The 14637-nt window shown below is 61.4% G+C and carries 10 protein-coding genes; 2 read left to right on the forward strand and 8 right to left on the reverse strand.

All coding sequences use genetic code 11. From position 1 onward, the window contains the following. Window positions 1-502: 502 nt before the first annotated feature. Window positions 503-2443, forward strand: coding sequence for a M23 family metallopeptidase (locus AC1D2N_RS32635; RefSeq protein ID WP_130653132.1), 1941 nt, complete (start codon window positions 503-505; stop codon window positions 2441-2443). A 98-nt stretch (window positions 2444-2541) separates the two neighbouring features. On the opposite strand, the gene clpB is transcribed toward AC1D2N_RS32635, so the two are convergent. The 6 genes from clpB to AC1D2N_RS32665 form a co-directional block, all read right to left on the reverse strand. After that, window positions 2542-5142 carry an ATP-dependent chaperone ClpB gene (gene clpB, locus AC1D2N_RS32640; RefSeq protein WP_130759061.1) on the reverse strand — a complete coding sequence of 867 codons (2601 nt, stop codon included), beginning with the start codon at window positions 5140-5142 and terminating at the stop codon, window positions 2542-2544. A 252-nt stretch (window positions 5143-5394) separates the two neighbouring features. Continuing rightward, the gene (locus AC1D2N_RS32645) at window positions 5395-6183 is read right to left on the reverse strand and encodes a DUF4167 domain-containing protein (protein WP_130653134.1); all 789 of its coding nucleotides are present in this window, start codon (window positions 6181-6183) and stop codon (window positions 5395-5397) included. Window positions 6184-6524: 341 nt separating this feature from the next. Further along, window positions 6525-7385: a peptide chain release factor N(5)-glutamine methyltransferase gene (prmC, locus tag AC1D2N_RS32650; protein WP_028734614.1), complete on the reverse strand. Its 861-nt coding sequence runs from the start codon at window positions 7383-7385 to the stop codon at window positions 6525-6527. Beyond that, window positions 7382-8461 (reverse strand): peptide chain release factor 1, encoded by a 1080-nt coding sequence (gene prfA, locus AC1D2N_RS32655; RefSeq protein ID WP_130653135.1) that lies wholly within the window; start codon window positions 8459-8461, stop codon window positions 7382-7384. Before prfA ends, prmC begins: the two co-directional genes overlap by 4 nt. A gap of 29 nt (window positions 8462-8490) precedes the next feature. Continuing rightward, entirely contained in the window at window positions 8491-10758 is a 2268-nt protein-coding gene (gene ptsP / locus AC1D2N_RS32660; RefSeq protein ID WP_130653136.1) for a phosphoenolpyruvate--protein phosphotransferase, read from the reverse strand. 89 nt (window positions 10759-10847) lie between these two features. Continuing rightward, entirely contained in the window at window positions 10848-12122 is a 1275-nt protein-coding gene (locus AC1D2N_RS32665) for an aspartate kinase (protein ID WP_011653679.1), read from the reverse strand. 295 nt (window positions 12123-12417) lie between these two features. Here AC1D2N_RS32665 and ubiG point away from each other — a divergent pair, with 295 nt between their 5' ends. Beyond that, a complete protein-coding gene (gene ubiG / locus AC1D2N_RS32670; RefSeq protein WP_130653137.1) occupies window positions 12418-13164 on the forward strand; it encodes a bifunctional 2-polyprenyl-6-hydroxyphenol methylase/3-demethylubiquinol 3-O-methyltransferase UbiG in 747 nt (248 codons plus the stop codon). Window positions 13165-13349: 185 nt separating this feature from the next. Here the strand turns inward: ubiG and AC1D2N_RS32675 are convergent, their stop codons facing one another. Both AC1D2N_RS32675 and AC1D2N_RS32680 read right to left on the reverse strand, forming a co-directional pair. Beyond that, on the reverse strand, window positions 13350-13778 hold the full coding sequence (locus AC1D2N_RS32675; protein WP_018243746.1) for a DUF1178 family protein: 429 nt from the start codon (window positions 13776-13778) through the stop codon (window positions 13350-13352). Further along, window positions 13775-14632, reverse strand: coding sequence for a carbon-nitrogen hydrolase family protein (locus AC1D2N_RS32680; protein WP_130653138.1), 858 nt, complete (start codon window positions 14630-14632; stop codon window positions 13775-13777). Before AC1D2N_RS32680 ends, AC1D2N_RS32675 begins: the two co-directional genes overlap by 4 nt. Between the last annotated feature and the right edge of the window lie 5 nt (window positions 14633-14637).

Below are 14637 nucleotides of genomic sequence, written 5' to 3' on the forward strand. Positions count from 1 at the left end.
AACCCGTTCCAAACTCGCGCCCAGAACACAAACCAGCTTACCGCTAATCCGCTTGAGTTTCTTTAGAACGAAAGACTTCGTCGCCAGCAGCGCCGCCGCCCTCGTTCAGTGAGTGGGCTTATAGAACTAACCCTCCCAAACAGTCAACAGCGCTTTTTGAAAAAATTGATTTTTCTTTCAGGTCATTGTTTTTTAAGACAAAATTTCGGGCGACAGTCGAATGCGGTCATTTCCCGGATTCCGACCGGCCTGATACGGCCCGGAAAGATGAACGTCTTTCGACTTTTCGTGGAAAGAACGCTCTTTTGTCTCCTGCGCCCCGACATCATCACAATCTGCTGGTCTTAAGAGACACATGATTCACACAGGCAAATGCAGGCAAACTGCCTTTTCCTGAGTGATTTGACTTCCATGCCCAAAATATGCACATCTTTCGCCCCAGCCAGGATGGCCGATAAATGCTCCCACAGACGCCTGATGTAAGGACGCGGACCCGACTGCCATGATGACGGAGAAAATGATGATCCGCTCGTTGGGCAACGAGCCTCCGCTTCTGGCCGACGGCAGGCGTGCGCCCGACCGCCGCGAGGTTTCCTTGCGCTGGCTCTCGGGCACGTTCCTCACCGGCATTACATCATCCGTTCTGATGGGTGTCGCCCTTTTTGCCGCCCTTGATGGCCGCCAGCAACTGGCGATCCCCGCCGAAGCCTATGCGAGCGTTGCGGCTGACGCGCATGAGGATACGACCGTGGTCCGTGGCGGCCGGCTGGTCGCGCCCGCCATTGCCGCAAAACCGTCTGACCGTGCCATCATGGAAGTTTCAACCGTCATCCACGACGGCGAAAAGGAAGTGGTGCGCCGCCAGCCCTTCGCGCATGTGAAGATGACGCTGGCCGCCAATCATGTGGCGACGGAGGACTATCCCGACTTCGATCCCCTGGCGATCTTTTCCGCCGACGAGCCGCAGCCCGCGCCGCAAAGCCGCACCGGCGCGCTTTACGGCTCCGACGTCGAATCCGAAGTCAGCCTGAAGACCATTCCGTTCCCGACCGGCAAGACCGGCATGCAGATGGCATCCGGCCTGTCGCTCGAGGAGGTCGAAGAGAATGTGCGCTCCAACGGCTCGGTGCTGACCGACGGCAATACTCAGCTCGCAGCCCTTTATTACGTCGATCCGCGTCGTTTCTCCAACGAGGATGCCGATGTCGATCTGACCGCCGGTCTGTCCGCCCGCGTACTCGAACAGAACATGACGGTCTCCGCATCGGAATCGATCACGCCGCAGACCGAAGAATTCGCCGACGACATCCTTCCCGTGCGCGTCGACACGCCGATCGCCAAGGCGCTGACGGATTCAGGCTATCCGCAGCAATATGCTGATGGCATTGCCGGCTACATCGCGCAGCAACTGGGTTCCAGTGATCTCGACAAGGGCGACGTGCTGCGCATCGGCATCATTCAGAAGGGCGAACAGGCAAAGATCATCCGAGCCAGCGTCTATCGCGGCACGCGCCATCTCGTCACCGTGGCCGTCGACGACAAGGGCAGATATGTGCCCGGCAGCGAGCCGCCGATGCTGGATGCCATCGCCACCGCCTTCGATGACAATTCCTTCTCACCGCCCCCCGGCCAGAACCTGCCGCGCGTCTATGACGGCATCTATCGTGCTGCCCTTTCCTACGGCATGACCAAGGATATGACGGCGCTGATCATCAAGCTGCTGGCCAGCAATGTCGATTTCCAGGCGCAGCTGAGGCCGACCGACAGTCTCGAGGCTTTCTTCTCCGTCGCCGACAGCGCCGGTCAGGCGACCGAGGATTCCGAACTGCTCTATGTCAACGCCCGTTTCGGCGACACGCAGACGCGCTTCTACCGCTTCCAGGACCCCGACGACGGCTCGGTCGATTATTTCGACGAGAACGGCAAGAGCATCCGCCAGTTCCTGCTGCGCAACCCGGTGCCGAACGGCATCTTCAAATCGGGCTTCGGCATGCGCCGCCACCCCATCCTCGGTTTTGCCCGCATGCACACCGGCGTCGATTGGGCAGCGCCGCGCGGCACGGCGATCATCGCCGCCGGCAACGGCACGGTCGAAAAAGCCGGCTGGGATTCCGGCGGCTACGGCAACCAGACGATCGTCCGCCATGCCAATGGCTATGAATCCTCCTACAATCACCAGAGCGCCATCGCCAAAGGCGTCGTCCCCGGCGCCAAGATCCGCCAGGGCCAGGTGATCGGCTGGGTCGGCACGACGGGCGAATCCACCGGCCCGCACCTGCATTATGAGCTGATCGTCAACGGCACCAAGGTCGATCCGCTGCGCATCCGCCTGCCGGGCGGTAAATCGCTGCAGGGCGAGGCGCTGGCGAAATTCGAGGACGAGCGCAAGCGCATCGATACGCTGCTGAACAACCAGACGCCAGACCAGGTGGCGAGCAAGTAGCGTCCATCTACGCTGGTTCCCCTCCACGAGACGCCTCGGCCACCAAACGAAAAATGGCGGCCCGAAGCCGCCATTTCCCATTCATCCGGCAAACCGATTTACGCCGCTTCGCTCACCGTCTGCATCGTCCTGAACTGCAGCCGGTCCGAACCGCTCGTCACCTTTACGGTCGATCCGTCCGGCACCTGGCCAGACAGGATCTGCTCGGCCAACGGATCCTGCACGAACTTCTGGATCACCCGCTTCAGCGGCCTTGCGCCGTAGACCGGGTCGTAACCCTTGTTCGCCAGCCAGTGGCGGGCTTCCTCGTCGAGATCGATGACGATCTTGCGCTCGGACAGCAGGGCCACCAGCCGCTTCAGCTGGATATCGACGATCGCGCCCATCTCCTCGCGCTTCAGGCGATGGAAGAGGATGATCTCGTCGATGCGGTTCAGGAATTCCGGCCGGAAATGCCCGCGCACAACCTCCATCACCTGCTCGCGAACCGTGTCGCTGTCGTCGCCGTCCTTCAGCTGCGTCAGATATTCGGCGCCGAGGTTCGAGGTCATGATGATCATCGTGTTGCGGAAATCGACCGTCCGGCCCTGGCCGTCGGTCAGACGTCCGTCGTCCAGCACCTGCAGCAGGATATTGAAGACGTCGGGATGCGCCTTTTCGATCTCGTCGAACAGCACGACCTGATAAGGCCTGCGGCGCACGGCTTCCGTCAGCGCTCCGCCTTCGTCATAACCGACATAGCCGGGAGGCGCGCCGATCAGCCGGGCAACGGAGTGCTTCTCCATATATTCCGACATATCCATACGCACCATCGCCGTTTCGTCGTCGAAGAGGAAGCGGGCAAGCGCCTTGGTGAGCTCCGTCTTGCCGACGCCGGTCGGGCCGAGGAAGATGAACGAGCCGATCGGCCGGTTCGGATCCTGCAGGCCGGCACGCGCGCGGCGGACGGCGCGCGACACGGCCTGAACCGCATCACCTTGGCCGATCACCGATTTCGCCAGTTCGTCTTCCATCCGAAGCAGCTTGTCGCGTTCGCCTTCCAGCATCCTGTCGACCGGAATACCGGTCCAGCGGGAAACGACATGGGCAATATTGTCGGGGATGACGACCTCCTGCACCATCGCGCCGCGTTCGCCATCCTGCTTCTCGGCGTCGACGAGCTGCTTTTCCAAATCCGGAATGACACCGTAGGTCAGCTCGCCGGCACGTTGGAATTCGCCTTTGCGCTGGGCGATCGCCAGTTCATTGCGGGCATCGTCGAGCTGCTTCTTCAGATCGGCGGCAAGGCCGAGCTTCTGCTTTTCCGCCTGCCAGCGAGCCGTCAGTGCATCGGCTTCCTCTTCGAGGCCGGTGAGTTCGGTCTCCAGCCGCTTCAGCCGGTCAGCAGAGGCAATGTCGGTTTCCTTCTTCAGCGCCTCGCGCTCGATCTTCAGCTGGATGATCCGGCGATCGAGCTCGTCGAGCTCTTCCGGCTTGGAATCCACCTGCATGCGCAGGCGCGCTGCCGCCTCGTCCATCAGGTCGATCGCCTTGTCGGGCAGGAAACGGTCGGTGATATAGCGGTTGGAAAGTGTCGCCGCGGCCACCAGCGCCGCATCGGCGATGCGCACCTTGTGATGCTGCTCGTATTTTTCCTTCAGCCCACGCAAGATCGAGATCGTGTCTTCGACCGTCGGTTCGTCGACGACGACGGGCTGGAAGCGGCGGGCAAGGGCCGGATCCTTCTCGACATGTTTGCGATATTCATCAAGCGTGGTCGCGCCGACGCAATGCAGCTCACCGCGGGCAAGGGCGGGCTTCAAGAGGTTGGAGGCGTCCATCGCCCCATCCGCCTTGCCGGCGCCTACCAGCGTGTGCATCTCATCGATGAACAGGATGATCTCGCCGTTCTCAGCCTGGACTTCATTGAGCACGGCCTTCAGCCGCTCCTCGAATTCGCCGCGGTATTTCGCACCGGCAATCAGCGCGCCCATGTCGAGCGCCATCAGCTTCTTGTCCTTGAGCGATTCCGGCACGTCGCCGTTGACGATGCGCAGCGCCAGGCCCTCGACGATCGCCGTCTTGCCGACCCCGGGTTCGCCGATCAGCACAGGATTGTTCTTGGTGCGGCGCGAAAGCACCTGGATGGTGCGACGGATTTCGTCGTCGCGACCGATCACCGGGTCGAGCTTGCCCTCGCGGGCTTCGGCGGTGAGATCGCGTGCGAACTTCTTCAGCGAATCGAAACCCTGCTCTGCATTGGAGGAATCCGCCGTCCGGCCCTTGCGGATGTCATTGATGACCTGGTTGAGGCCCTGGGCCGTCACGCCTGAATTCTTCAGCGTCGAAAAGGTCGAGGCCGTGGATTCGATCGCCAGCGCCTGCAGCAGGCGCTCTACCGTGACAAAGCTGTCGCCGGCCTTCTTCGCCGCTTCTTCAGCGGTCGAAAGGACCTTGGCGAGAGGTTGCGCCAGATAAATGTTGCCGTTGCCGCCGGAGATCTTCGGCAACTTGGCGAGAGCTGCGTCATTGGCAAGGCGGGCGGCCTTGGCATCGCCGCCGGCGCGCTCGATCAGCGATGCCGCCATACCCTGATCGTCATCGAGCAGGACTTTCAGCACATGTTCGGGCGTAAATTGCTGGTGACCCTGCGCCAGCGCATAGGTCTGGGCGGACTGGATGAAACCGCGCACCCGCTCCGAATATTTCTCGATATTCATATGGTACCTCCATGGATCGCCCTGCCCTGACGAGGCGCAGACCGATGATTGAGATCGACCCCCTGAAAAGGCAGGTCGCGCTTTGCCCGTCTGGGATTCGGGCGAAGCAGTTCGAAGAGAATATGGTAGCCTGTTCTGCGAGTTTAAAGAGCCCGTAAAATGAAAATCCCCGGCACAAGGCCGGGGATTTTCAAGCTAATTCGAGCAGATGGCATGAGCTTCACGCTCTCCCCTGAGGGGAAAGCGAAATCCTCATTCCGATGCGACGTCAGCCAGCACTGGCGCCTCGGGAGAGGCGCCCTCGCCTTCAGCCGCGGCTTCTTCGCCCTCAGCACCGCGACGCGGGCGACGGGGACGGCTGCCGGTGCTGCGGCGGCGAGGCTGGCGTTCGCGCGGCTGGCCGCCGGCACCTTCCTCGTCCATGGCGACTTCAGCCGGAATGCCTTCGATCTCCGGCTGTGGGCCGGTTCCATCGATGAGTTCGGACTGGGGTGCCGGTGCCGGTGCCGGTGCCTGAGCGGGTACCGGCTTCGGCTGCTGCTGCTGTGCCTGCGGCTGCGGCTGGTGCTGCCTGCTCTGCGGCTGGTGCTGCCTGTTCTGCGGCGGCTGGACGATAACGACGTCGTCGCCGTCATTGTCATTGTCATTCTCATTGTTATCCATATCGTCGCCGTCGCGGTCCGCACCTTCGCGATCATTGTACTCGCCGCGGTCGTCGCGCTGGAAGCGTTCCTGCATCTGCGCCTGGGCGCTGGCGATGATACGATTATAATGTTCGGCGTGCTGGAGATAGTTCTCGGCAATCACGCGATCGCCGGAGCTTTGGGCGTCGCGGGCGAGCTGCGCGTATTTTTCGGCGATATGCTGCGCAGTACCGCGAATCTTCACATCGGGGCCGGAGCTGTCATAGGTCCGGGTCAGCGGATTGCCGCCCTTGCGGTTGAAATTGTTGTTATTGTTATTTCCACCGCCGCCGCCACCGCCGCCGTTGTTATTGTTACCACGCCCTCGACCGCGCTTGTTCTGCTGTCCTGGCCTCATAGATCGTTCACCTGAATTCTCTGTTTGTGATGGATACATGGCACCAACCGCCATGACCGGAAACCGGGTCAGGACCTTTGTGCCGCGAGCATACTGCGCCTTTGCGCCGACCTGCCGCTTGGTTCTCAAGTCAGTTTGACTGATTCACGCATTGGGTCGTGTTCAACCGTTGAAACTCTCGTTTAAAAGAGCGGACCCCCGAGGCAAACCAAGTACCGAACGAATCTCGTTCATTCCTATCTGCCCAACACGTGACCGCAACCTATATTGCTTCACCGGGAAATCCAAGCCTTTTCTTCGCAATAACAATAATGTCCTGTTCAATGCCGCATTATCGTCTCTCACGTGAGCGCGAACACGAGCACCCTGTCGTTCTGACCATAATCTTTCACGGATTTGAGGCACCTGAAGCCTTTCGCTTCAAAGATCGCCGTCACGTCGTTTCGCTGATCGTAGCCGATCTCCAGTCCGACGACCCCATCGGGCCTGATGAACCTTGCCGCATCCTTGGCTATGGCTTTGTAAGCGTCAAGCCCATCCGGGCCGCCATCCAGAGCCGCAGCCGGATCAAATTTCGTCACTTCGGGAGCGAGATCGTGAATGACATTGGAAGCAATATAGGGCGGATTTGAGACAATCGCGTGAAACGATCCCTGGATGTTCTCGAACCAACTCGACTGGACGACCTGAAAACGATCCTGCAACCCGTTTCTTTCTGCATTCGATCTTGCCGTCAGAAGTGCATCCGCCGATATGTCGCTGCCGACACCTGACGCATCAGGACACTCGCTCAAAAGCGCAAGGCATATCGCCCCGGTCCCGGTTCCCATGTCAAGGATATGGAGACGGCTTTGCGCCTTTGCAAGGTCTTTGAGATAGACGAGAACCGTATCGACCAGGATTTCCGTATCCGGCCGCGGTTCCAGCGTTTCCGCCGAGAGCCGCAGCGGCAGGCCATAGAATTCCCGCTCGCCGAGAATGCGATGCACCGGCTCATGGCCGAGCCGCCGCTCCAGCGCCTTGAAAATCACTTCGGCCTGCTCAGGAGAAAGCCGCTCCGCCGATCGCGTCAACAGCTCGGTCGGCGACAATTTCAGAAGGCCCGCGACAAGCAGCCGCGCATCGGTCGCCGGGTCGACGATACCGGCTTCGGTGAAGCGACGGCGCGCTTCGGCAAGCATATCGGCGACCGTCGAGCTCATTGTTGCTCGCCGAGCTGCGCCAGCTGGCTGGCCTGGTAATCGGCCATCAGCGCGTCGACGACCTCCTCGATCTCGCCTTCCATCATTCGGTCAAGCTTATAGAGCGTCAGATTGATGCGATGGTCCGTCACCCGCCCCTGCGGGAAATTATAGGTGCGGATACGTTCCGAGCGGTCGCCGGAGCCGACCTGGCTTTTGCGATCGGCAGAACGCTCACTGTCGGCCCTCTGCCGCTCCGCGTCATAAAGCCTGGAGCGCAGCACCTGCATCGCCTTGGCGCGATTTTGGTGTTGCGATTTTTCCGAGCTGGTGACGACGATGCCGCTCGGCAGGTGGGTGATACGCACCGCCGAGTCCGTCGTATTGACGTGCTGGCCGCCCGCGCCCGAAGAGCGCATCGTGTCGATGCGGATGTCTTCAGCCCGGATCTCGATGTCGATCTCCTCGGCCTCGGGCAGCACCGCCACCGTTGCCGCCGACGTATGGATGCGGCCCCCCGCCTCGGTTTCCGGCACGCGCTGCACGCGATGCACGCCGGATTCGAATTTCAGCTTGGCAAAGACGCCCCTGCCGGTGATCGTCGCGATGATTTCCTTGTAGCCGCCGGCTTCGCCCTCGCTCGCCGAGAGCACCTCCACCTTCCAGCCCTTTTCCGCCGCAAAGCGCTCGTACATGCGAAACAGATCGCCGGCGAAAAGAGCGGCTTCCGAGCCGCCCGTGCCGGCGCGGATTTCAAGAATCGCGCTCTTTTCGTCCGCTGCATCCTTCGGCAGAAGCAGGATCTGCATCTCCTGTTCCAGCACCTCGATCTGCCCTTTTACCTCGGGCAGCTCCAGCTCGGCGAGGTCGCGCATCTCGCGGTCGACCGACCTGTCCTCGAGCAGCGTTTCGAGATCGGCAAGCTCGGCGACCGCTTTCTCATAGACGCGGATCTTCGTCACGACAGGCTGCAGCTCGGAATATTCGGATGCGAGCTTCACATAGACATCGGCAGCCGGGCCAGCCGACATGCGCGCCTCGATCTCGCCGAAACGACGTTCCAGCTCGCGCATCTTTTCAACGGGAAGCTTCGCCACCCTTCACTCCGATTCTTCTTAATCTCTGTCTAAAGGGGAATATTGTGGCTCTCGGCGAAGCGGGCAAGCACCTCGCGCATCGGCGTCAAGGCGTGGTGATCGTCCAGCACCTCGTCCATCGCCTTCGTCAGCGCCCCGACATCGAGCCCAAGCAGCATCGCCTTCACCGGTCCGATCGAGGCCGGTGACATCGAGATCGAGCGGAAGCCGATACCGAGCAGCGCCATCGCCGAGATGGGTTTGCTGGCGAGCTCGCCGCAGAGCGTCACCGGCGTCTTGTTCCGGTCCGCCCCGCGCACAATATCGCGCAGGATACGCAAGAACGGCTTGCCCAGCGGATCGAAGCGGTCCGAAACCCGTGCATTGCCGCGATCGACCGCCATCGAGAACTGGAAGAGGTCGTTCGAGCCGACCGAGACGAAATCGACCGCCTCCATCAGTTCGTCGAGCTGCCAAAGCAGGGCCGGCACCTCCAGCATTGCCCCGAATTGCAGCTTGCGCGGCAAGCCGTGGCCGAAGCGTGAGAGATGCTGCACTTCCTTCTGCAAAAGCTCGCGCACCATCTTCAACTCGGAAACCTCGGTCACCATCGGAACCATCAGCTTCAGCTCGGTGTCGGCCGATGCCTTCAGCAGGGCGCGCAACTGGGTGCGCAACAGTCCCGGCCGGTCGAGCGACAGCCGGATGGCGCGCCAGCCGAGTGCCGGATTTTCTTCCTCATGGCCGCGGAAATAGGGCACGACCTTATCGCCGCCGATATCGAGCGTACGGAAGGTGACGGTGCGGCCCGCCGCCTGTTTGATCACATTGCGATAGAACTGCTCCTGCTCGTCCGCCTTCGGCATGGTGGAGGCGATCATGAACTGCAGCTCGGTGCGGAAGAGGCCGATGCCCTCGGCACCCGATTCCGAAAGCTGCGGCAGGTCGACCAACAGCCCCGCATTCATCATCAGCGAGATCCGCTGCCCATCCTTGGTCACCGGCTCGACGGCGCGCAGTGCTCGGAACTGTTCCTGCCGCCTGGCGCGGAAGCGGACCTTTTCCTCATAGGAACGCCGGTGATCGGCCATCGGCCGCAGATGCACATGCCCCTCGTCGGCGTCGATGATCACGGCATCACCATTCTCGGCGAGCGCCACCACACCCGCCGCTTGGCCGATGACCGGAATGCCCATGGCGCGCGCGACGATCACCACGTGGCTCGTCACCGCCCCTTCTTCCAACACCAGCCCACGCACATTGGAACGCGGATAATCGAGCAGCTCGGCTGCCCCCATAGCGCGCGCCAGGATGATTGCGTCGCTGGGGAAACCTTCGGCGGTCGTCCGGCCGGTATAACCCGTCAACTGTCTGAGCAGCCGGTTCGCCAGATCCTCGAAATCATGCATGCGTTCGCGCAGATAAGGGTCGGTCAACCGCATCATCCGCGCCTTGGTGTCGCTCTGCACCTTCTCGACTGCTGCTTCCGCCGTCAGGCCGTTGCGGATCGCCTCCTCGAGCTTACGCACCCAGCCCTGGTCATGCGCGAACATGCGATAGGTTTCGAGCACCTCACGATGTTCGCCCTCCATCGACACGTCGCGACGCGACAGCATGTCGTCGATTGAAATCCGAAGCGAGCCCATGGCTTCGGCCAGCCGCCGGATTTCCTTCTCGGCATCTTCGTTCAGCAGGTTGGTAACGACGATGCGCGGCTCGTGCAGCACGACGTAACCGAGGCCGATGCCGTCATTATAAGTGTCGCCATCGACGGTCACCGAACGCGTCAGGTCGAGTTCGAGGCCCGGCTTGGTGATCTTCTTGAGCTCGCCGGTGGCGATCATTTCGGCAAGCACCATCGCGGTCGTCTCGAGCGCTTCCAGCTCTTCCTCGCGATAGTTGCGGCTTGCCTTGTTCTGCACGACGAGAACGCCGAGTGAGCGCCCGGTCCTGAGGATCGGCACACCGAGGAAGGAATGGTAGATTTCTTCGCCCGTTTCCGGCAGGTAGCGGAAAGCAGGGTGCGACTGCGCGTCGGAAAGGTTCAGCGGCTGGGCCGAGGCTGCAATCGTGCCGACCAGGCCCTGCCCCATCTTCAGTTGCGCCAGATGCACGGCCTCGCGGTTGAGGCCTTCGGTCGCGTAGAGTTCGAGTACGCCGTCGGCACGCAGCACATAGACGGAGCAAACCTCCGCCACCATATTGCCGGCAATCTGGCGGACGATCCGGTCAAGACGCTCCTGCGGCTCCAGCGGCTCCGCCATCAACTCGCGCAGCCGCCTGAGCAGCACGCGCGGACCGCCGGAAAGGTCTCTCATGGCGTCTCAAGCTCCCGAAACAACGCACTCAGTCCCGGCAGGCCGGCCCTCGCCTCCTCAACCTGAAGGGGCAGGCCGCCCACTGGGAATCAATTCTTATCCAGACCGTAGCAGGAATGCAAAGTCCTGACAGCGAGTTCTGCATAGGGACCGTCGATCAGGATGGAAATCTTGATCTCGGAGGTCGTGATCGCCTTGATGTTGATGCCTTTTTCGGCAAGTGCACGAAATGCGGTCGCGGCAACGCCCGCGTGGCTGCGCATGCCGATGCCGATGACCGATACTTTCACCAGCCCCGATTCGTTTTGCACGACGTCGTAGCCGATCTTCTCCTTATGGTCGCCGAGCACCTTGATCGCCTTCTCGACGTCGCCTGATGGCACGGTGAAGGTCATGTCGGTCTTCGACCCGTCCTCGGAAATATTCTGGACGATCATGTCGACATTGATATGGGATTCGGCGAGCGGTCCGAAGATCGCCGCGGACACGCCCGGCCGGTCGGCAAGACGGCGAAGCGAGATCTGAGCCTCATCCTTGGCATAGGCGATGCCGGTGACTACTTCCTGTTCCACGATTTCATCCTCGTCACAAATCAGCGTTCCGGGCGGGTTCAGCAGATCGCCCATGCCCGGAGCATCGGGGTCTTCGAATGATGAGCGCACGAAGGTGCGCACCTTGTGCACCATGGCAAGCTCGACCGAGCGCACCTGCAGTACCTTGGCGCCGAGCGAGGCCATTTCCAACATTTCCTCGAAGGCGATCTTCTTCAGCCTGCGCGCCTTCGGCACGATGCGCGGGTCGGTCGTGTAGACGCCATCGACGTCAGTATAGATATCACAGCGGTCTGCCTTGACAGCTGCCGCGATTGCGACGGCCGAAGTGTCCGATCCGCCGCGCCCGAGCGTCGCGATACGGTTGTCGGGTCCCAACCCCTGGAAGCCGGAGATGACGGCGACCTGCCCCTCACCCATACGTTTGACGATGTCAGAGCCGTCAATCTCCATGATCCGTGCCGCGCCATGCGCGTTGTCGGTGCGGATCGGGATCTGCCATCCCTGCCAGGAACGGGCATTGATATCCATCGCCTGCAATGCGATTGCCAGCAGCCCTGATGTCACCTGCTCGCCGGATGCGACCACCGCATCATATTCCCGCGCATCGTAAAACGGAGAATTGGCGCCGATCACCTTCGGCGTGCCCTGGACCCAGCCAACCAGTTCATTGGTCTTGCCGGACATGGCCGACACCACCACCGCGACCTCGTGCCCGGCATCGACTTCGCGTTTTACGTGGCGGGCAACATTCTTGATGCGGTCCAGGTCAGCGACGGACGTGCCGCCGAATTTCATTACGATGCGTGCCATATGCCTCTACCACGACTGGCGCCGGGAAAGCGGAAAACCGGACCCGGCATCACGAAAGCTCTGGGCAGACCGCTTGGCCAGAGAGCCGGATTCCCAACTTCCGGAACCGCTCTAAAGCCCAGGTCCCCAAAGGCCCCAAGTTGCGGCGTCTCTTAGCGAGTTTGGCGGGGGGAGGCAAGCGCGGGCGATAAAAGCTATTGGCGAGCGGTTCCGCCCTCGTCAGTCCTCTGGTCTGCGCCCTTGACTTATGCCCCCGATCGTCCGACTTCACATCTCACGAATGAAGGAGTGGACGATGACGGAAGGCGCCAGAAGCACGATCGACCAAGGTGAAGTGGACCGCTTCTCGGCGATGGCGGCGGAATGGTGGAGCCCGACCGGCAAATTCAAGCCGCTGCACAAGTTCAATCCCGTCCGGCTCGCCTATATAAGAGACAAAGCCTGCGAGAATTTCGGCCGTGATCCGAAAAGCGCGCGCCCGCTCGAGGGCCTGCGCGTGCTCGATATCGGCTGCGGCGGCGGTCTGTTATCCGAACCTGTCGCCCGCATGGGTGCGTCCGTCGTCGGCGCCGATCCGTCCGAGAAGAATATTGGCATCGCCTCCACCCATGCGAAGGCCTCCGGCGTTTCGGTCGACTATCGCGCCGTCACCGCCGAGGAGCTCGCCGAGGCTGGCGAGACCTTCGATATCGTCTTGAACATGGAGGTGGTGGAACACGTCGCCGATGTCGAATTCTTCATGACGACCTGCGCGAAAATGGTCCGCCCCGGCGGCCTGATCTTCGTTGCCACCATCAACCGTACGATGAAGGCGGCAGCGCTTGCCATCTTCGCCGCCGAGAACATTCTGCGCTGGCTGCCGCGCGGCACGCATCAGTATGAAAAGCTGGTACGCCCGGAAGAGCTGGAAAGGCCGCTGGCCGCAAACGGCCTCGAGATCACCGACCGCACCGGCGTCTTCTTCAATCCACTGTCGAACCAATGGAACCTGTCCAAGGATATGGAAGTGAATTATATGCTGCTGGCGAAGCGGCCGGCTTAGAGCATGTCGCGCAAAACTGTGCAGCGGTTTTGCGACAACGACATGCGCAAAAACAAAGGCCTAAAGCGCGAGGAGCGAATCTGAAAGATCGCGACGCGCTTTAGTCCCGTCGTCAATAAGCCGGCTACACTTTCAGCGCGATACGCAGGCCGAAATCATAGAAGGCGAGCGGCGTGGACTACACGTCAGTTTACGTCTTCCGGCAAAACAGGAATGGCTGCGATCTCGATGCCCTCTTCGAGGAGGGCCTGCGCCTCGTCGAACGTCGCCTGGCCGATGATGCCGCGGGCATCCGCCTCGCCGTAGTGGATCTTGCGGGCTTCCTCGGGAAATTGCGTGCCGACGTCCTCGGAATTGGCCTTGACCGCCGCAACGGCCTCCTTGAGCTTTTGCAGGGCCTCGCGGCGCATGGCATCCATCGCCAGTGTCTGCCTCTCGTCCTTCTTCCGCGCCGTCGACACCGAAGGCGCCATCAACAGCTTGGAAATGGCGGCGGAATGACAGACCGGGCAGGTCAGAAAACCGGTTTCGACCTGACGATCGAAATCGGCGCTTTCCGAAAACCAGCCTTCGAATTCATGGGCATTGTCACAGGTGAGGGAATAGCGGATCAAGCGGCGACGCCTCCGGCGACTGCTCCCGCAATCTTCTCGACCGAGAATTCCCGGCCATTCCTCAGGTTCGGGATCTTGTCATGCGCGGCCTTGACCGCGGCGGGATCGATCTCGGCGACGATAACCGCCGCACCGGTGGCGCCGGCCGACGCCAGCACCGTGCCCCAGGGATCGATGATCATCGAATGGCCGAAAGTCTCGCGCCCGTCCTCGTGCCGGCCTGCCTGTGCGGCAGCGATGACGAAGACACCGTTCTCGATCGCCCGTGCCCTGAGGAGGATCTCCCAATGCGCCTCGCCGGTCTGCTTGGTGAAGGCGGCGGGCACCGTCATCACTTCAGCGCCGGCCATGGCCTGGGCGCGGAAGAGCGCGGGAAACCGCACGTCGTAACAGATTGCAAAGCCCATTTCGGCAAAGGGCAGCGATAGGACGCGGGCCTCCGAGCCGGCTGTATAGGCGGCACTTTCACGCCAGCTCTCGCCATTGTCGAGATCGACGTCGAACATATGGATCTTGTCGTAGCGATTGAGAATCCTGCCGTCGGGACCGAACAGGAAACCGCGATTGGCGATCTTTCCGTCAGCAAGGGCAATCGCTGTCGAACCGACATGCATGTAAATGCCGAATTCCCTAGCGAGATCTGAGCCTGTCTTGACGATGATGTCATGCGCCTCGTCGGCAAGCACGGCGCGTGCCGCCGCACGGTCTCGCTGCAGCATGCCGGTCATCTCGGGCGTCTGCACATAGGTCGCGCCCTCGGCAGCGGCCTCGCGCACCAGCCGCGCCATGGCGGCGGCATTCTTCACCGGATCGACCCCGGAGCACATCTGGACAGCTGCGGCCTTGAAGCTCATCGGTT

It is taken from the genome of Rhizobium sp. P1_B8 (assembly GCF_056406515.1).

What these genes read in the sequence shown, in the direction of transcription:
- AC1D2N_RS32645 (WP_130653134.1), bottom strand. Translation starts at nt 6,183, where the DNA reads ATGAGGCCAGGACAGCAGAACAAGCGCGGTCGAGGGCGTGGTAACAAT.
- prmC (WP_028734614.1), bottom strand. Translation starts at nt 7,385, where the DNA reads ATGAGCTCGACGGTCGCCGATATGCTTGCCGAAGCGCGCCGTCGCTTC.
- ubiG (WP_130653137.1), top strand. Translation starts at nt 12,418, where the DNA reads ATGACGGAAGGCGCCAGAAGCACGATCGACCAAGGTGAAGTGGACCGC.
- AC1D2N_RS32665 (WP_011653679.1), bottom strand. Translation starts at nt 12,122, where the DNA reads ATGGCACGCATCGTAATGAAATTCGGCGGCACGTCCGTCGCTGACCTG.
- AC1D2N_RS32680 (WP_130653138.1), bottom strand. Translation starts at nt 14,632, where the DNA reads ATGAGCTTCAAGGCCGCAGCTGTCCAGATGTGCTCCGGGGTCGATCCG.
- ptsP (WP_130653136.1), bottom strand. Translation starts at nt 10,758, where the DNA reads ATGAGAGACCTTTCCGGCGGTCCGCGCGTGCTGCTCAGGCGGCTGCGC.
- clpB (WP_130759061.1), bottom strand. Translation starts at nt 5,142, where the DNA reads ATGAATATCGAGAAATATTCGGAGCGGGTGCGCGGTTTCATCCAGTCC.
- AC1D2N_RS32635 (WP_130653132.1), top strand. Translation starts at nt 503, where the DNA reads ATGATGACGGAGAAAATGATGATCCGCTCGTTGGGCAACGAGCCTCCG.